This is a genomic window from Confluentibacter lentus, from assembly GCF_002806995.1.
GTDB classification, from domain to species: Bacteria; Bacteroidota; Bacteroidia; order Flavobacteriales; family Flavobacteriaceae; genus Confluentibacter; species Confluentibacter lentus.
Window position 1 is genome coordinate 664,073 of record NZ_NIHE01000001.1, and the last position, 17,662, is coordinate 681,734.

General features: G+C 34.4%; 17 protein-coding genes. 9 read left to right on the plus strand and 8 right to left on the minus strand.

Annotation, left to right across the window (positions count from 1 at the left end; translation table 11 throughout):
• Positions 1-65 precede the first annotated feature (65 nt).
• Both CDH50_RS02915 and CDH50_RS02920 read left to right on the plus strand, forming a co-directional pair.
• Positions 66-497, plus strand: coding sequence for a fructose 1,6-bisphosphatase (locus tag CDH50_RS02915; RefSeq protein ID WP_100610369.1), 432 nt, complete (start codon positions 66-68; stop codon positions 495-497).
• A gap of 594 nt (positions 498-1,091) precedes the next feature.
• The gene (locus CDH50_RS02920; RefSeq protein WP_100610370.1) at positions 1,092-1,592 is read left to right on the plus strand and encodes a hypothetical protein; all 501 of its coding nucleotides are present in this window, start codon (positions 1,092-1,094) and stop codon (positions 1,590-1,592) included.
• Between the two features lie 60 nt (positions 1,593-1,652).
• Here CDH50_RS02920 and CDH50_RS02925 read toward each other — a convergent pair whose 3' ends face one another.
• The 5 genes from CDH50_RS02925 to metG all read right to left on the minus strand — a co-directional run bounded on the left by CDH50_RS02925 (position 1,653) and on the right by metG (position 8,093).
• Entirely contained in the window at positions 1,653-3,779 is a 2,127-nt protein-coding gene (locus tag CDH50_RS02925) for a Tex family protein (protein WP_100610371.1), read from the minus strand.
• 79 nt (positions 3,780-3,858) lie between these two features.
• Positions 3,859-4,563 carry an OmpA family protein gene (locus CDH50_RS02930; protein WP_100610372.1) on the minus strand — a complete coding sequence of 235 codons (705 nt, stop codon included), beginning with the start codon at positions 4,561-4,563 and terminating at the stop codon, positions 3,859-3,861.
• Positions 4,564-4,572: 9 nt separating this feature from the next.
• Positions 4,573-5,052, minus strand: a complete 480-nt coding sequence (locus tag CDH50_RS02935; RefSeq protein ID WP_100610373.1) for a lipocalin family protein — start codon at positions 5,050-5,052, stop codon at positions 4,573-4,575.
• A gap of 423 nt (positions 5,053-5,475) precedes the next feature.
• Positions 5,476-5,994: a ferritin gene (locus tag CDH50_RS02940; RefSeq protein ID WP_100610374.1), complete on the minus strand. Its 519-nt coding sequence runs from the start codon at positions 5,992-5,994 to the stop codon at positions 5,476-5,478.
• Between the two features lie 32 nt (positions 5,995-6,026).
• Positions 6,027-8,093, minus strand: a complete 2,067-nt coding sequence (metG, locus tag CDH50_RS02945; protein WP_100610375.1) for a methionine--tRNA ligase — start codon at positions 8,091-8,093, stop codon at positions 6,027-6,029.
• A gap of 169 nt (positions 8,094-8,262) precedes the next feature.
• Between metG and CDH50_RS02950 the strand changes: the two genes are divergently transcribed.
• Positions 8,263-9,279 carry a S66 peptidase family protein gene (locus CDH50_RS02950; RefSeq protein WP_100610597.1) on the plus strand — a complete coding sequence of 339 codons (1,017 nt, stop codon included), beginning with the start codon at positions 8,263-8,265 and terminating at the stop codon, positions 9,277-9,279.
• Positions 9,280-9,281: 2 nt separating this feature from the next.
• Here the strand turns inward: CDH50_RS02950 and CDH50_RS02955 are convergent, their stop codons facing one another.
• The 3 genes from CDH50_RS02955 to CDH50_RS02965 form a co-directional block, all read right to left on the minus strand.
• Positions 9,282-10,694, minus strand: coding sequence for a DUF4403 family protein (locus CDH50_RS02955; protein ID WP_100610376.1), 1,413 nt, complete (start codon positions 10,692-10,694; stop codon positions 9,282-9,284).
• A gap of 101 nt (positions 10,695-10,795) precedes the next feature.
• On the minus strand, positions 10,796-11,851 hold the full coding sequence (locus CDH50_RS02960) for a TlpA disulfide reductase family protein (protein WP_100610377.1): 1,056 nt from the start codon (positions 11,849-11,851) through the stop codon (positions 10,796-10,798).
• 76 nt (positions 11,852-11,927) lie between these two features.
• The gene (locus CDH50_RS02965; protein WP_100610378.1) at positions 11,928-12,668 is read right to left on the minus strand and encodes a TerB family tellurite resistance protein; all 741 of its coding nucleotides are present in this window, start codon (positions 12,666-12,668) and stop codon (positions 11,928-11,930) included.
• Positions 12,669-12,788: 120 nt separating this feature from the next.
• Here CDH50_RS02965 and CDH50_RS02970 point away from each other — a divergent pair, with 120 nt between their 5' ends.
• From CDH50_RS02970 to CDH50_RS02995, 6 genes are all read left to right on the plus strand, one after another.
• Positions 12,789-13,199 (plus strand): BrxA/BrxB family bacilliredoxin, encoded by a 411-nt coding sequence (locus CDH50_RS02970; protein ID WP_100610379.1) that lies wholly within the window; start codon positions 12,789-12,791, stop codon positions 13,197-13,199.
• Positions 13,200-13,330: 131 nt separating this feature from the next.
• On the plus strand, positions 13,331-13,720 hold the full coding sequence (locus tag CDH50_RS02975; protein ID WP_157804927.1) for a hypothetical protein: 390 nt from the start codon (positions 13,331-13,333) through the stop codon (positions 13,718-13,720).
• 27 nt (positions 13,721-13,747) lie between these two features.
• The gene (locus CDH50_RS02980; protein WP_100610381.1) at positions 13,748-14,488 is read left to right on the plus strand and encodes a lysophospholipid acyltransferase family protein; all 741 of its coding nucleotides are present in this window, start codon (positions 13,748-13,750) and stop codon (positions 14,486-14,488) included.
• 9 nt (positions 14,489-14,497) lie between these two features.
• Positions 14,498-15,502: an acyl-ACP desaturase gene (locus tag CDH50_RS02985; protein WP_100610382.1), complete on the plus strand. Its 1,005-nt coding sequence runs from the start codon at positions 14,498-14,500 to the stop codon at positions 15,500-15,502.
• Between the two features lie 62 nt (positions 15,503-15,564).
• Positions 15,565-16,209, plus strand: coding sequence for an HD domain-containing protein (locus CDH50_RS02990; protein ID WP_100610598.1), 645 nt, complete (start codon positions 15,565-15,567; stop codon positions 16,207-16,209).
• Positions 16,210-16,395: 186 nt separating this feature from the next.
• Positions 16,396-17,661, plus strand: a complete 1,266-nt coding sequence (locus CDH50_RS02995) for an SGNH/GDSL hydrolase family protein (RefSeq protein ID WP_157804928.1) — start codon at positions 16,396-16,398, stop codon at positions 17,659-17,661.
• Position 17,662 lies beyond the last annotated feature (1 nt).

The following is a 17,662-nucleotide window of genomic DNA, read 5'->3' on the forward strand; positions in this document are numbered from 1 at the left end:
TTTTGTTTTGTGCTAAAAAAATGAAAAAAATATGTAGGTTTGCACCACTTTAAAAAACAAAATATATGTCGTTTTCTGATTTATTTGATAGTGGATTTAAAAAGCGTAACGAAGACCATTTTGCTGCCATCGTAAGAGTAGCCATGGACAATGGTTTTATTTCTGATGATGAAAAAGCGTTTTTGGACAGATTGGCCCGCAATTTAGATATTAGCGAAGAAGATTATAAGATTATTTTAAAAGATTATAAATCGCATCCTATTAATCCTCCAATTGAGTATGACCGACGTTTAGAGCGTTTATATGATTTGGTAAGAATGGTGCATGTAGATCAAATTAATGGCGACCCAGAACACAAACTTTTAAATAAAATCGGGGTCGGTTTAGGTTTTCATGCTGTAAACGTCAAATACATTATTGATAAGGCAATGACGTTAGTTAGTAATGGTGCGGATTTGGACACCTTTATGAACGAAATAAAAAACATGAATAAATAGCACATTTTATATTGAAAACAAAAAAGGCGAGCCAAATGGCTTGCCTTTTTTTATAGCATTTTCTTATAGAATGATGTGTTTTACAATAAAGCTAAAAAATTATTAATATATTAATATGCTTTATTTATACATTTGTGTATTGTAATGACTATCAAATGCTAAGATTTAACTGTTTTCTTGTAACGGTTACGATAAGTTTCTTCTCTTTATTTCTGTTTAAAACAGAAGGTACCGTTCCATTTAAAACAGTTACGCACCATACCCATGAGATTAAAATTGATGGTTTATATAATACAACTGCGATCACAGCTAATAATTCTTTACATGAATTATTAAATTTTGACAAGCAAAAATTAACAAGCACGAATTTTATTCACACGTTTACGTGTTTAAAAAATGTGTTTTTAGATGAATGCTTTAACTACCTAAAGAGATCTAATCTCTTAGATTTAAACTTAACTACAAGAACCATCATTTATCCCTTTCACTCCTTCTTGTAGCAAATTAATTTTATTGTATTTATAAAAATTTCATCATTAAACAATTTAATGATGGCTTTATCTATTTCAAAAAATTAATTTAAAAACATACCAGATGAAAACCTCATTAATAGTTATTTCTGCGCTTTTAGTATTAAGCGTATTTGTTCCTTTTGTATTATTTATTTATAAAGGCGCAAAAAACACAATCAGTATAAAAAAACAATCCAGTTTATTAATAAAAGATAATGGCATCGTTTATAGTGCCAAAGAAATATGGCGTAAAAACTTTATTGGTATCAGTAGCGATAACAAAGTACTCACCTATATCCACTTTAAAAAAGAGGTCCCTTTTGTTACTAACATATCTTTAATTGAATTAAAGGAATGCCATATTGTTGGAAATTATAAAAATAGTGCAAACAAGGCTATATCTATAAAAAATCTAGATTTGGAATTGGTTTTTAAATCGGCAGGCAAACCAAATCTTATCATTAACTTTTTTAATATTGATGATGATTTAAGCGAAGATTTTGAATTACAACGTATTGAAAATTGGCAGTCACTCATTAAAAAAGCCATCGTTGAACCACACATGGTTAAAATGGCTTCTTAATTGGGATTCTTTACTAAAGCCACAAGTACACTTTTTTATATTAGTGTAGTTGTGGCTATTTTATTTATGAAGTTTCAATTGAATACGCTTTCGCGGAATATCAACTTCTAAAACTTTAACAATGACTTGTTGATGCAAACTCACATGTGCGTCAACATCAGAAACAAAAGAATCGGATAAATTAGAAACGTGTATCAAACCGCTTTCTTTAATGCCAATATCAACAAAAGCTCCAAAGTTGGTTACGTTGTTTACAATACCCGGCAATAATTGTCCTTCTTGCACATCGTTAATGGTTTTGATATTTTGATTGAACGTAAACACTTTTGCTTGCTCCCGAATGTCCAACCCGGGCTTTTCCAATTCCTTTACAATGTCTTGAAGTGTTGGCAATCCCACCGATTTCGTGATGTATTTTTCTAACGGAATTTGTTTTAAAACCACTGTATTTCCAATAAGGTCTTGAACGGTTTTGTCCAAGTCCTTTGCCATTTTTTCAACAATTACATAACTTTCGGGATGCACCGCAGAATCATCCAACGGATTTTTAGCATTCTTAATTCGTAAAAAACCGGCACCTTGTTCAAAAACTTTATCGCCCAGCCTCGGTACTTTTTTAATATCATTTCTCGAAGCAAACGCGCCATTTTCCGCACGATAACTTACGATGGTTTCTGCCAATTTTGGACCAATCCCAGATACATAACTCAGCAAACTACTACTTGCGGTATTAATATTCACCCCAACCGCATTCACGCAACTTTCTACAACCACATCCAATTCTTTTTTGAGCTTGGCTTGATCAACATCGTGTTGATATTGCCCAACACCAATAGACTTAGCATCAATTTTAACCAATTCCGCCAATGGATCTTGGAGTCTTCTTCCAATAGAAACACTGCCTCTTACCGTGACATCATAATTAGGGAATTCATCTCTAGCAATTTTTGAAGCCGAATAAATACTCGCCCCAGCTTCACTCACCACAAACACCTGAATATCATTCTTAAAATGTACGCGTTTTACTAACTGCTCGGTTTCTCGTGATGCGGTACCGTTACCAATAGCAATAGCTTCTATTTTGTAAGCATCTGCTAAAGAACTCAGTTTTTTCATCGCACCAATGGAATCACTTTTTGGTGGATGCGGATAAATGGTTTCATTATATAACAAATTCCCTTGAGCGTCCAAACATACCACTTTGCAGCCTGTCCGAAATCCGGGATCGATGGCTAACACCCGCTTTTCACCAATGGGCGAACCCAATAACAATTGTTTTAAGTTTTTTGCAAACACCGTAATGGCGGACTCATCGGCTTTTTCTTTGGCAATTTGTAATGCTTCGTTGCTCAATGATGGCAATAGTAAACGTTTGTAAGCATCGGTTATGGCTAATTGAATCTGTTCCGCAGAATCGTTTTGCGAACGAATAATACGCTCTTCAATTTTGGCAAGGGCTTTATCGTCGTCAATGGTAATTTTGAATTTGATATAGCCTTCACTTTCTGCTCTTAAAATAGCGAGCAATCGGTGAGAAGGAATCCGACTTAATGATTCTTCCCAATCAAAATAATCCCGGAATTTTTGGGCATCTTCTTCATTCGATTTTGATTTAACCACTTTCGTGGAAATCATCGCAAAACGTTCTAACTGATGTCGAATATTGTTCCTAATATCCGTACGTTCATTAATCCATTCCGCTATAATATGTCTGGCACCTTCCAAAGCATCTTCCGTGGAAGCGACATTGCCTTTTATATATTTTAACGCTATAGATTCTAAATCATGTGCATTTTGAGACATGATGATTTTAGCCAAAGGTTCCAATCCGTTTTGGCGCGCGGTTTCTGCTTTGGTTTTTTTACTTTTTTTGAAAGGCATGTATAAATCTTCCAGCGTTGTTAAATCCTGACAAGCTTCTATTTTTTCTCGCAATTCAGGAGTTAAAGCATCTTGTTCTTCAATGGATTTCAGAATGGCTACTTTACGCTTTTCAAGAACTTCAAATTGTTCTTTGTATTTAACAATATCCCCAATTTGGACCTCATCTAAATTACCTGTACGTTCCTTTCGGTAACGTGCAATAAACGGAACGGTGCACGCTTCGTTTAATAATTCTACCGTATTTTTTATGGAGGTTTCAGGAAGTTGGGTATAAGTGATAATGTAGTTTAGTAGTTGGGTCATTTAATATCGTTTTGTTACAAAAAAATCTCGTTTTCAAAGAAACATTGAAAACGAGATTTATACAAATATAATATTGTTTTTAATTTCCTGCCTGTGCTTTAGCCTCTTCAATCATTTTCTGATTTGGCAAAATAGCAACGTTCACACGTCTGTTTTTAGCACGTCCAGAAGCAGTGCTGTTATCATGCATGGGCTGAGTTTCACCAAACCAATTTGTAGTAAGCCTTCCGTTAGATATCCCATTTTGAGATAAATAATTTGTTACGGCATAAGCCCTATTCTTAGAAAGTGTCATATTATAATCTTCTGCACCTTGGCTATCAGTGTGTCCAACAACCAATATATTAGTATCGGGGTATTCTTTAAAAACACCAATCAGTTTATTTAATGTTGTTTGTGAAGCCGTATTTAGATTGAATTTATTGGTATCAAAATACACCCCACTGCTTTCATCAAAAGTTACTACAATACCATCATCAACTCGCTCTACTTGCGCACCTGGAATTTCTTCTTCAATTTTTTGGGCCTGTTTATCCATTTTACTACCAATTAGAATACCTGCACCACCACCAACAACACCACCAATAACGGCGCCTAATTCGCCATTGCCACCTTTACCTACATTGTTGCCAATAATGGCTCCTAAAATAGCGCCTCCTGTAGCACCAATAACAGCACCTTTCTGTTTATTATTTGCGTTTTGAACTGCTTTACAATTAGTTAAGCTTATGACTAAAACTATTGTAAAAAGTGTTATTCCTATGTTTTTTATGGTTGTTTTCATAATTATATATTATTGTTTTGTAAAATTCATGTTTATGATAAGAGAACTGCCCGCTACACTAACCGATTGTTGCCATTGCATCGCCGTGTCAGATAATGCTGAAAGTTTTAACCTAAAACCTTGATTGGTTTCCGATTTATGTCTTTCATCCGTTGGTTTTAATAAAAAATCATACAAACCTGTTTCTGCATTTACTTCTTGAATGGTAAATACAAAATGTCTTTCTCCTGTTGAACAACTTGAATTATTAATGGTATATATCCCTGTATTATTATTTGGGATGAATTGCCATGTACTGCCTTCAAAACAAGCTTTAGAAGCATCGTTAAGTAAGGTTGTGTTGTAAGTGCCTGCTTGGCTATAAGTTATTGAACTCAATACCCAATCGCCTTTAATTACTTTTTTTGAGGTTCTTACGGTTTTTGAGGTTCCACAAGAAGCGACAATTAAAAGAAGACTTATGCTTAATGCTGTTACTAATTTTTTCATACGTTGATTGTTTTACTATTATACGCACAAAATTAAAGCAATGGATGTTATCCTTAATTACAAAATTTGCTTTTTGTATTATATAATTTGTTGATTGTGTATTACGTCGAAATAATGACAGAAAAACAAAAAAGCAGACTCTTTTAAATAAAAGTCTGCTTTTAATAAATTATGAATATTGGTAGATTTTTGTGATTAAGCTACTTTTTTAAGTAAATCGAAACAAGGACATTTTCCACAACGCTTATCCTCTGATTTTTTATATTTTTCACAGCAACTGCTCTTTACTTTATTCGGAAGTTTAATTCCAAACTTTTCAAGTTTTTTAATTGCTTTTTTTTGCTTCTTTTTACCCACAACTTTTCTATAGTATGGGCAAAAATAATTATTTTTATTAAATCTAAATAAGATTAAATGTTAAATTTATTGTGGATTTACTGTTGAAGCCGAACTTACCGTTAAGGTAACAATATCCCTGTCAAACAAATACAAGCCTCCTTTATCGTCGCCAATTAAATTTATCTTGTCTAAAATAGTACGCGCCACCGCTTCTTCTTCTATTTGTTCAGCAACATACCATTGTAAAAAGTTATGTGTTGAATAATCTTTTTCTTGAAGACTAATGTGTACCAATTCGTTGATGCTTTCTGAAACAAAAATTTCATGTTTGTAAAGTTCTTCAAACATTTCCTTAAAAGATTTAAACGTCACGTTTGGTGCGGCAAGTGCCGATACTTGGGCATGGCCACCACGTTCGTTTACGTATTTCACCAATTTAAGCATGTGGTCACGTTCTTCTTGTGACTGCTTAAACATAAACCCTGCAACACCTTCCAAACCTTTAACTTCTGCCCAACACGCCATGGCTAAATAAATTTGTGACGATTCAGCTTCTATTTTTATTTGGTTGTTAAGTGCTTGTTCTATATTTTTTGATAACATAATTTTGTGTTTTTTATAAAGTTAAGAAATAACTAACTTATATGCAATCCATTTGCAACATTAGCATCATCTGGATTTACAAAAACCAATTTACCTTTTGCATTCTCAGTCATTAAAATCATGCCTTGGCTGACTACGCCACGTAATTCCCTTGGTGCCAAGTTAACTAAAACAGTAACGCGTTTTCCAACAACTTCTTCGGGTGTAAAACTTTCGGCAATACCAGAAACGATTGTTCTTACATCAATGCCTGTATCAACTTTCAATACCAATAATTTTTTAGCTTTTGGCATTTTTTCCGCTTCTAAAATCGTCCCGACACGAATATCCAATTTGGCAAAATCTTCAAAGGTAATGGTCTCCTTTTGTGGTTCTACAACTTTTTTTGCAGCTTCATTGGCTTTTTTGCTAGCTTCCAATTTATCCAATTGGAATTGAATAGTTTCGTCTTCAATTTTGGAGAATAATAATTCGGCTTCGCCTATATTATGTCCTGATGGAAGTAGTATGTTTTTTGAAGCAATATCACTCCAAGTGGATTCCGCATCAAGTGCGGAATGACAAAGGATCCCTTTAAGTTTAGCTGAAGTAAACGGTAAAAATGGTTCGCTTAAAGTTGCCAATGCTGAAGCGATTTGTAACGCCACATACATGATGGTTTTCGTTCGTGCTTCATCTACTTTAATGACTTTCCAAGGTTCTTCATCGGCTAGATATTTATTTCCAAGTCGGGCTAAATTCATCAACTCTTGCTGTGCTTCCCTGAAACGATACCGCTCAATAGAACTGGCAATAACATCAGGATAGGCTTTTACAGCCGCCAATGTTTCTTCATCTATTTGAGATAACTCATTCGGAACAGGCACCTCACCTTCATAATATTTATTGGTCAAAACCACCACACGATTGATAAAATTTCCAAAAATCGCTACCAATTCGTTGTTATTTCTTGCCTGAAAATCTTTCCAAGTAAAATCATTATCCTTCGTTTCTGGAGCATTCGCCGTTAATGCATAACGCAATACATCTTGCTGATTTGGGAATTCCAACAAATAATCGGGCAACCAAACTGCCCAATTTTTTGAGGTGGATAATTTATTGCCTTCTAAATTTAAAAACTCGTTCGCCGGCACATTATCTGGTAAAATGTAACTGCCTTCCGCTTTTAACATGGCTGGGAAAATAATGCAGTGAAACACAATATTATCCTTCCCAATAAAATGCACCAATTTAGTATCGTCGCTTTTCCAATAGGGTTCCCAATCTTTACCGACTCTCGCTGCCCATTCTTTGGTTGATGATATATAACCAATAGGCGCATCAAACCAAACATATAGCACTTTGCCTTCACCTCCTTTAACAGGCACCGGGATTCCCCAATCTAAATCGCGGGTTACAGCACGTGGACGCAAACCATCATCAATCCACGATTTCACTTGTCCGTACACATTCGGTTTCCAATCTTTTTTATGGCCTTCTAAAATCCATTCCTTTAAAAAATCTTCATACCTATCTAAAGGCAAATACCAATGTTTGGTTTCCTTCAGAGTCGGCACATTACCTGTAAGGGCTGATTTCGGATTGATTAGATCCGTTGCATTTAAACTCGTTCCACATTTTTCGCACTGATCGCCATAAGCTTCTTCATTGCCACATTTCGGACACGTTCCTGTTACAAACCTGTCCGCTAAAAACTGATTGGCTTGTTCATCATATAATTGCTCGGATGTCTCTTCAATAAATGCTCCTTTGTCATATAAGGTTTTAAAGAATTCCGATGCCGTTTCATGATGGACTTTAGCAGAAGTCCGTGAATAATTATCAAAAGAAATCCCGAACTCTTCAAACGATTTTTTAATAATGGCATGGTATTTATCCACCACATCTTGCGGAGATACGCCTTCATTTTTTGCTTTAATGGTAATAGGCACGCCGTGTTCATCACTGCCACCAATAAAAACCACATCATTTCCTGTTAAGCGTAAAAAACGCGCATAAATATCGGCTGGCACATACACGCCTGCCAAATGCCCAATATGAATAGGGCCGTTGGTATAAGGTAATGCGGAGGTAATGGTATATCGTTTTGGTTTGTTCATTAATTTTAAATTTTACCGTCATTGCGAGAAACAAAGTGACGAAGCAATCTCATAAATTGAAACTCAAAACAAGCAGATTACTTCGTTTCACTCGTAATGACGAGTTATTTTGAAGGCATAAAAGTACACATTTTGAAACCGATTTAGAAAAAAAATGTACATTTACATTATGTCGAAAATCCTATTAATTATTGGATTATGTTGTGCTGTTTTTTTCTTCGGAGAAACCGATGCATCAGCACAAGATAATCCATCAAAACAAACAAAAACCTTGAAACAACCACCCTACTTAAAAGCGGGCGATACCGTTGCCATTGTGGCGCCATCGGGCATTTTAAAAAACAGAACTGCAGAGATTGAACAAGCCAAAACACTTTTAAAAAGTTGGGGAATTTATGTCATCGTTGGAAAACACGTATTTAACCAAAATAACCATTTTGCAGGAACCGATGCCGAACGTGCTGAAGATTTTCAAATGGCGTTGGACGACCCAAAAATTAAAGCCATTTGGTGCGCTCGTGGCGGTTATGGTGCCGTTAGAATTCTTGATAAATTAGATTATACCAAGTTTAAAAAGAAGCCTAAATGGATTATTGGCTATAGTGATATTACCGCCTTGCACAATCAGGTTCATAACTTAGGTTTTGAAAGTCTGCATGCCATGATGTGTACCAGTTTGCAAGATGATGCCGAAAGCATTAAAGAAACCATTTCGACATTTAAAACAGCGCTTTTCGGAAGTCCTTTATCATACACACTTCCAGGTTCTAAATACAATAAAATAGGAAGCATGAGTGCGCCTCTTGCTGGTGGCAATTTATCCATTTTATACAGTATGTTGGGGTCTAATACCAGTATTGATACCTCTGGAAAAATCTTGTTTATTGAGGAAATTGGTGAGTATGAATACAGTATCGACCGTATGTTGCAGAGTCTAAAACGTGCCGGTTATTTTACTAATTGTAAAGGTGTGATTGTTGGGGATGTTTCTAAAATTCGAAAAAACACAACCCTTTGGGGAAGTCCTGTGCAACAACTTATTTTAGATGCTTTAGCGGAATACAATTTCCCGATTGCCTTTAATATGCCTGCTGGTCATGAAAAGGATAATCGCGCCCTGATTTTAGGCAGAACGGTTGATATGAAAGTGGACAAAAATCAATCATCTATTGTTTTTAAAAATTGAAATTACTTCAATCCATCAACCGTGACACTGATATTTCCTTTAACTTTTAAAAATGCTAATATGGCTGTATTGGTTAATTGTATTTTTTCAAACTCGATATCTTTCATCGTGCCATTCACAAAAACACCAGGAACTGGCGAGTAATTATTAAGATAGCCTAACATTGTTTGCTTGCCTTCATCTAAATTGGTTTGAATGGAGTATTTACAGTATTCTTGAATTCTTTTAAGGATGAGCCCTTTTGCCAACCAATTGGCGGTACGCAATAACTTATTTTTAGTATCTAAAACATAATCTAATTTGTAGAAATATATTTCCTTATTAACAGCATCATATTGTGGCATGCCTGAAAGATATATCGTCCCATTTACAGAGCCTTGTAAATCGAGAGCTATGACTAAATTATTGTCTTTATGCCAAATATCAACTTTTTTAACCGTTACCTTTTTTGAACCCGAAATAAACTCTTGACCCGAAAAATTTTTGGTCATAATTTTTGAAGCGTCCTCATAAGTTGAAATGGCAATAATGTTTGAAGTGACATGGTTGGGCATGTCCGTTACCGGTTTTAAAAGAATGTTTTTTGCGTCAAATTTTGATTCCGGTTGATGCCCAATAACCGTTTCCATTTGGCATTTCATGCCCATTTGAAGCAATACGTTATCGTTTTTAAGTTGGGCATCGGTAGTGTAAATTTCAATCGGCACCAATCTAAGCCAACTTTCATAATCATCATTCATTTTAAAAGGTACCGTTAATTTTTCAATGGCATTTAAAACGTTTGGTTTGAAATCCATAGACGCTTGTATGGCCTCGTCAATGCTTTTTTCAATGTTGGCTCTAAATAATTTTATGGCAGGATTAACCAAATAGGTTACGGGCACATTTTTTCCGTAAACAACCATGGACGGACTTTCTTTCCACTGTAAATCGGTTATGGTTGTCTTTGATTTTAATTTCCAGTTAGATAAACCAATATCACTTGAAAGTGTCACCACACCATTTAAATTAAATTCGCTGGTTTTATACAGATTAACGCCCATAGTTTGCGTGCCAATTCTATATTTAATGACCGCTTTTAGAGGTAATATGGTTTTAATTCGTTGATTGTTTGACGCTTTATCTTGCCGAATCGTTATGGGAGCTTGTTTCCATACTTTTATTTCAATATTGTCATCTTCAATACCTTTGTTTTCATAAATCAACCCATTCAATATGGCGTTTGTTTGATTTTCAATATCTGATAATTTTATACTTACCGGTACATTTATAAACGACGGATCAAGCTCATAAACTAAAGGTGTAGCAGCTTTTTCTGCCTCAGGTTTGATGGTATCTAACTGCTTTTTTGAAGCACAAGAACTAATAATAAGAACAATTATTAATAGACTAAAAAACAATTTGGGCTTCATCATTTTGATGCTTTTGATAGCAAATTTAATTAAAGGGTTGGGATTAATTTGAAAAACTTGTCAGGACATCAAAAAGATAATATTGCTGTTTTTTTTGGATAATATTAATTTAATTGTAACTCCAAATGTTTTCTAACCTCATCAGCAGTTGGATCTTTTGCTATAATTTTTCCGTTTATATCGATTAAAAACATATCGCCTCCGCCACCATCAACACCATATTTTTGCCAAATACTATTTTCTCTATCTAATTCCACTAAATTTACCCAAGGCCATTTTTCCTTCTCTAAAAACTTAAAGAGTCTGTCTGTATCTTTAAATTCTCCAGCCACACCAACAATTGTAAATCCTTTGTCTTTGTATTCACTATATATTGGTAACAAGGTTCTACTTTTAGCAATACAAGGTCCGCACCATGTTGCCCATAAATCTAATAAAACAACTTTTCCTTTAATTTTATCTGATAACTTTATGATATTACCTTTTAAATCTGGGGCTGAAAAATCAACATACGCTTTCCCGACTTTTATATTTTCAATTGCCTTAATTAAGTTAGAAGCTAAATCGTTGTACGGATGCTCTAAATTTGTTTCAGAAAGTTTGTCATAATTTCTTTTTACTAAATTCAAGTCAATATCTTCTTTAAAATATATTAGATGTTCTAAAAATAAGTAATAAGAAATTAAACTTGGATTTCGATAAATATAATCTTGTTGCCATAAAAGTTGCTCTTCAAAAGGTTTGTCTTTAAACAATGAATCAGTTTCCATTTTAAAGATTTGATACTGTTTATTTAACTCACCTCCTTGCACTTGATTTTTATCAAAGTCTTGTTCTGAATGAATTATTAAATCTATTTTTTCATTCTCTAAAAATAAAGCCATGGTTCTTCCCCCGCCCTTTTCTCTAGCATCTCCTAACATTAAATTTACTGCTTCTGAATGTTCCAGTCTTGATTCATAATAGAATTTTCCATTTTCCACAGGAATCTCAATTAATGAATCAAACCTTAAATCTTGATTGGGCTTCATTAACAAAATTGATTTGGTATCAGTACCCATTACTGTTCCATTAATCTGTAAAAATTTTTCCTTTGTATTTGCGCAACCATAAAATAAAATAGTAATCAGAAAAAATAGATTTCTTATTAATACACTCATAAATTTTATATGTTTAATAGGTAAATATAAGAAATTTATCTAATCACACTAAATTTTGTATTAAAAAACTTTCTTTTTAAAACCCTCGCTCCTTCTGCAACTGCTCATAAGCTTCTTGTACTTTCCTGAATTTTTCTTCAGCACCTTGTTGATATTCTTTTCCTAAATGAATCACTTTATCAGGATGGTATTTTTTAGCCATGTTGCGGTAGGCTTTTTTAATGTCGTCGTTGGTAGCGGTTTTATCAATTTCCAGTATTTTATAAGCACTATCGGCACTCTTGTAGAACATCGCTTTGATGCTTTCATAATCATTGTGACTGATACCCAAATAACCAGCGATGGTATAAATTTGGTGTACCTCATCATCGGTTACCAAACCATCTGCTTTGGCAATTCCGAATAAAAAGTGAATGAGTTGCAAGCGCGACGCATGTTCCATCATTTGTCTGATTTGCAAACACACTTGCCTAGTGGAAATATCTTGTTGTTTGTTTATCTCTTTAAAAAGTTTAAAAGCATGATTGGCACGTTCCTTACCATACATACCCACAAATTGATTGCGTACAAAATCCAACTCACGTTGGTCTTGCTTGCCATCAGCTTTTATAACGATAGAAGCTAAAATAAGTAGACTCACTTCAAAATCGCCGGATTGTGTTTGTGGCCGTTGTTGTGGATTGTCGCTGTATACTGTAGCTGCTTCTCCGTTAGACATGCCATCAACAACACTGCCCAATGCCAAACCAATGATGGCGCCTATAGGACCTCCAAACGACCATCCAATGGCAGCACCAATCCATTTCGAAAAACTCATATAAGTGATAGATTTTAATTATGGGTAAATATAGTATTTGTTAGTAGAATGCATCTATAATTTGTTACACAATTGGTATCTTTGCACTCTATAAAATGTTAATTATTAAAATTTAAAAATATGTATCCAGCAGAATTAGTAAAACCAATGCGAGAAGATTTAACCAAAGTTGGTTTTGAAGAATTACATACGCCTGCGGAAGTTGATGCCGCTATAGCAAAAGAAGGTACAACACTTGTGGTTGTAAACTCTGTTTGTGGGTGTGCTGCAGCAAATGCAAGACCAGGTGCTAGAATGAGTTTACAAAATGCAAAACGTCCAGACCATATCGTGACTGTTTTTGCAGGTGTAGATTTTGATGCCGTAACCAGAGCAAGAGAGCACATGGTTCCGTTTCCTCCAAGTTCACCAAGTATGGCTTTATTTAAAGATGGCGAATTGGTACACATGTTAGAGCGTCACCACATTGAAGGCAGACCAGCAGAACTTATTGCAGAAAACCTAATGGATGCTTATAACGAGTATTGTTAAGATTTGACGGATGACCGAAGACAGAAGACTTCAAAAAATATGAATAAAAGAACCACGATAATTATCGTGGTTCTTTGTTTTATGACGCAACCTTTTTAATGAATTGGCATCTAAGTTATAAATGTTTATCCATGAAAAAGATTTTTTTGCCCTTACTAGCTATTTGTTTGCTCTTTATGGCATTTCAATGTGAAGATGATGCCAATTTAACCAAAGAACAAGAACAACAAGAATTAGTTGCCCTAAAACAGAGGATTGAAAACTTAGCTGAAACATCCGTCTGCAACGAAAATACCCAATGTAAATTTATCGCCTTTGGAAGCAAACCTTGTGGTGGTCCTTGGGGTTATTTAATATATTCAACGTCTATCGATGTTGAAGAACTAGAGTCTAAGGTTGGCGAATACAACCAAAAACAATCTGATTTCAACACAAAATATGGTATTATTTCAGACTGTAGTGCTGTGATGCCTCCTACTAGTTTGACATGTGAAAATAACACCTGTATTCCTGTTTATTAAAACTTAGTTTTTACTTATTTTTGGGGCATGCAAAAAATATTGTCATACCCAATATCCATTATTTATTATCTGTGCTTCTTTTTAACACTGGTGATATTCCATCCCATTCAGTGGTTTTGTTTTAATGTATTTGGTTATCAGGCACATAAAAAAAGCGTCGATATTTTACAATTTTGCCTAATGCGTTGTGCCAATATTATAGGGACACGTTTTACATTTACAAATCCGTATCATATTGACACCAATCAACCGTTAATAATAGTAGCTAACCATCAGAGTTTGCACGACATATATCCGCTAACCTGGTATATGCGTAAATACCACCCAAAATTTATAAGTAAAATAGAATTGGGCAAAGGCATTCCAAGTGTATCTTATAATTTACGGCATGGTGGTGCGGCGTTGATTGATAGAAAAAATCCCCGTCAGTCCTTGCCAGAGCTTATGAAATTTGGGGAGTATATTGAAACCAACAAACGTGCTGCGGTTATTTTCCCGGAAGGTACCAGAAGCAAAAACGGCGAGCCAAAACCATTTCAAACGAAAGGATTGGAAATTTTATTTAAGAAAGTGCCATCGGCTTTAATTGTTCCTATTTCGATAAATAATTCATGGAAAATGTTAAAATATGGTAAATTCCCTATGGGTTTAGGCACACATATTACATTTACCGTACATAAGCCTATAAAATTGTCTACCTTTGTATTAGATAAGGATACACTTATTAATAACATAGAAACTGTTATAAAAGAACACATTCACCCTTAAAATATAGTTATGTCGTTGAAAAATGTGAGATTTGAAGTCATGAAGTTTTTGGAAAAAGACGTCGATTCATTAATAGAAAAATACCTCATACCTATTGATAGTATTTGGCAACCAACTGACTTTTTGCCAAACTCTGAAGGCGATGATCAAACTTTTTTTGAAGAAGTTAGAGAGATTAGGGAGTTATCCAAAGAATTGCCATACGATTTTTGGGTCGTTCTTGTGGGCGATATGATTACGGAAGAAGCTTTGCCAACGTATGAGTCTTGGCTGATGGATGTTGAAGGTGTTGACCAAGTTGGTGATGGTGGAAACGGCTGGTCTAAATGGGTAAAACAGTGGACTGCTGAAGAAAACAGACATGGCGATGTTCTGAATAAATATCTTTATTTATCTGGTCGTGTTAATATGAAAGAAATTGAAAAAACCACACAGCATTTAATTGCGGATGGTTTTGATATTGGCACCGACAGAGACCCTTACAAAAACTTCATTTATACCAGTTTTCAAGAATTGGCAACTTATATTTCACATAATCGAGTAGCGAAAATTGCCAGTAAAAGTGGCAATAAACAATTAGGAAAGATGTGTAAAATCATTTCTGGTGATGAAATGAGGCACCATCATGCGTATTCTGAGTTTGTAGAGCGTATTTTTAAGGTAGATCCTAATCAGATGATGGTGGCGTTTCAATACATGATGAAACAAAAAATAACGATGCCTGCGCATTTTTTAAGAGAGTCTGGCGATAAAATAAGCACAGCATTTGAAGAATTTTCGAATACGGCTCAACGCATAGGTGTTTACACTTCAAAAGATTACGTAGATATTTTACAAAAACTAATCGAGCGTTGGGAAATTGATAAAATTACAGGCCTTAATGATGATGCTGAAAAGGCAAGGGATTATTTGATGAAATTACCAGAAAGAATGTCTAGATTGGCGGATAGAATCAAAATACCTGAGAATTCCTATCAATTTAAATGGGTAGAACCTGCTGCATTAAAATCGTAATTATATATAACTACATAAAATTAATTCCTTTCAAAAATGAAAGGAATTTTTATTTTTATGCCATGACTACAGAAGAACAAATTAACAAAACCATCATTTTTGTAAAAGATACCCTTGCAAATTCTGAAGGCGGACATGATTGGTTTCACACGGAGCGGGTTTATAAAAATGCTTTGCTTATTGCAAAAGGTGAAAAAACAAATGCATTTGTAGTGTCGCTTGGTGCCTTACTTCATGATATAGCCGATAGCAAATTTCATAATGGTGATGAAACCATAGGCCCTAAAATAGCACGGGAATTTTTATTTAAAATCAATGTAGATTCCGTAATCATTGAACACGTTATAAAAATCATTGAAAACATTTCCTTTAAAGGTGGTAATGAGGCGCAAAAATTCTATTCAACAGAATTGAATGTAGTTCAAGATGCCGATAGGTTGGATGCCATGGGTGCTATTGGTATTGCCCGTTGTTTTAATTATGGTGGATTTAAAAACAGGCCACTTTACAATCCAGATATTAAGCCTAATCTTAATATGACTAAAGAGGAATATAAAACATCTAATGCTCCAACAATCAACCATTTTCACGAAAAATTATTGCTTCTTAAAGATAAAATGAATACAAAAACTGGACGTGCCCTAGCTATGGAACGCCATAATTATATGTTAGGTTTTTTAGACCAATTTTATAAAGAATGGCAATAAATATCCTTCTTTAATAATTCCAAAATTTGAACCATTTTATCAAGATTGGTTGTGTATAAAATCCAAAAAAGTTATCTGATACAAATAAAAGTGCTTTTAATCGTCGAACAGATGACATAACGATTTCTTTATATTAAATTAGCATGCGAATTCCCAAATCCATTAATGTTACACATCTTAACCTCTATGAGAAAAATTCTCTATTTTGTTTTTTTAAACATAATTTCCTTTTCTGTATACGGACAGTGTTTAACAATTACCGCTCCTAATGGCGATGAGTATTGGCAGGTTGGAAAAACACCTTCTATTACTTGGGAAAGTAATGGTTTATCATCGGATGTTATTTTAGAGTACTCCATAAATAATGGCTATTCTTGGATTCCCATTGCAACTGTTCCCAATACTAGTGTAAGCTATGAATGGACAATCCCAAATACAGCTTCTTTACAATCTTTGGTTCGTGCCACTTCTAATACAACTGTAGATACAAGCAATAGCGTGTTTGAAATCTCTGAAGACACATCTTCTTGTAATATTGTTGTTTTAGGGTCTTCTACAGCCCTTGGCACTGGGGCAACTCCAATAGAAAATTCTTGGGTAAATTTATATTATACTACTATATTTCAAAAAAACACCAAACTTAATATTATTAATTTAAGTGCTCTTGGATTAACTACTTACCACATACTACCAACAGGAACAGTGCTCCCAGACGGAGTAGATGTTACCATTGATGAAGACAGGAACATAACCGAAGCATTATCATATAATCCTGTCGCCATTATAATTAATATGCCCTCTAATGATACCGCTGAAGGATATTCTATAAACGCTCAATTAGATAATTATGCAGCATTGAATACTGCTGCTTCCAATAATTCTACGCCTTTATGGATAACTACAACACAACCCAGAAATTTCTCCTCTGCTTCTAATATTCAAATTCAAAGAGATGTAAAGGATCAAATACTTTCAATCTATGCAGACAAGTCTATAAGTTTTTGGGACGGAATAGCTGATGTGGATGGAAAAATTCTAAGCAATTTAGATGCTGGTGATGGTATCCATCTGAATAATGATGGCCATGCGATTTTATTCAATAAAGTTCTAAATAAAAATATTGCCGAGACCACTTGCTTGGGCGGATCTTTAGGTATAGAAGAGATTACAACTAATTACGTTAATGATTTAAAAATTCATCCAAATCCAGTTAAAGATCATGTTAATATTGATTTTACATCTGAATTTTCAGGGGAATTGAGCATTGAACTTTACGATATTTTAGGTAGGAAATTATTAGAAAAGAAAGCTGATTTTGGTACGGGTAATAATTCGGTACCTGTTTTACTAAATCGAAATAATTCACTCAGCTCTAAATTTATATTTGGAACCTTAACATTTACAACTGACAATAAAATTGTTCAAAAAAGTGTAAAACTTGTGCTTAATTAAA

What these genes read in the sequence shown, in the direction of transcription:
- CDH50_RS02960 (WP_100610377.1), bottom strand. Translation starts at nt 11,851, where the DNA reads ATGAGTGTATTAATAAGAAATCTATTTTTTCTGATTACTATTTTATTT.
- CDH50_RS02925 (WP_100610371.1), bottom strand. Translation starts at nt 3,779, where the DNA reads ATGACCCAACTACTAAACTACATTATCACTTATACCCAACTTCCTGAA.
- CDH50_RS02985 (WP_100610382.1), top strand. Translation starts at nt 14,498, where the DNA reads ATGTCGTTGAAAAATGTGAGATTTGAAGTCATGAAGTTTTTGGAAAAA.
- CDH50_RS02965 (WP_100610378.1), bottom strand. Translation starts at nt 12,668, where the DNA reads ATGAGTTTTTCGAAATGGATTGGTGCTGCCATTGGATGGTCGTTTGGA.
- CDH50_RS02920 (WP_100610370.1), top strand. Translation starts at nt 1,092, where the DNA reads ATGAAAACCTCATTAATAGTTATTTCTGCGCTTTTAGTATTAAGCGTA.
- CDH50_RS02995 (WP_157804928.1), top strand. Translation starts at nt 16,396, where the DNA reads ATGAGAAAAATTCTCTATTTTGTTTTTTTAAACATAATTTCCTTTTCT.
- CDH50_RS02990 (WP_100610598.1), top strand. Translation starts at nt 15,565, where the DNA reads ATGACTACAGAAGAACAAATTAACAAAACCATCATTTTTGTAAAAGAT.
- CDH50_RS02975 (WP_157804927.1), top strand. Translation starts at nt 13,331, where the DNA reads ATGAAAAAGATTTTTTTGCCCTTACTAGCTATTTGTTTGCTCTTTATG.
- CDH50_RS02950 (WP_100610597.1), top strand. Translation starts at nt 8,263, where the DNA reads ATGTCGAAAATCCTATTAATTATTGGATTATGTTGTGCTGTTTTTTTC.
- CDH50_RS02955 (WP_100610376.1), bottom strand. Translation starts at nt 10,694, where the DNA reads ATGATGAAGCCCAAATTGTTTTTTAGTCTATTAATAATTGTTCTTATT.
- CDH50_RS02915 (WP_100610369.1), top strand. Translation starts at nt 66, where the DNA reads ATGTCGTTTTCTGATTTATTTGATAGTGGATTTAAAAAGCGTAACGAA.
- metG (WP_100610375.1), bottom strand. Translation starts at nt 8,093, where the DNA reads ATGAACAAACCAAAACGATATACCATTACCTCCGCATTACCTTATACC.
- CDH50_RS02940 (WP_100610374.1), bottom strand. Translation starts at nt 5,994, where the DNA reads ATGTTATCAAAAAATATAGAACAAGCACTTAACAACCAAATAAAAATA.
- CDH50_RS02980 (WP_100610381.1), top strand. Translation starts at nt 13,748, where the DNA reads ATGCAAAAAATATTGTCATACCCAATATCCATTATTTATTATCTGTGC.
- CDH50_RS02930 (WP_100610372.1), bottom strand. Translation starts at nt 4,563, where the DNA reads ATGAAAACAACCATAAAAAACATAGGAATAACACTTTTTACAATAGTT.
- CDH50_RS02970 (WP_100610379.1), top strand. Translation starts at nt 12,789, where the DNA reads ATGTATCCAGCAGAATTAGTAAAACCAATGCGAGAAGATTTAACCAAA.
- CDH50_RS02935 (WP_100610373.1), bottom strand. Translation starts at nt 5,052, where the DNA reads ATGAAAAAATTAGTAACAGCATTAAGCATAAGTCTTCTTTTAATTGTC.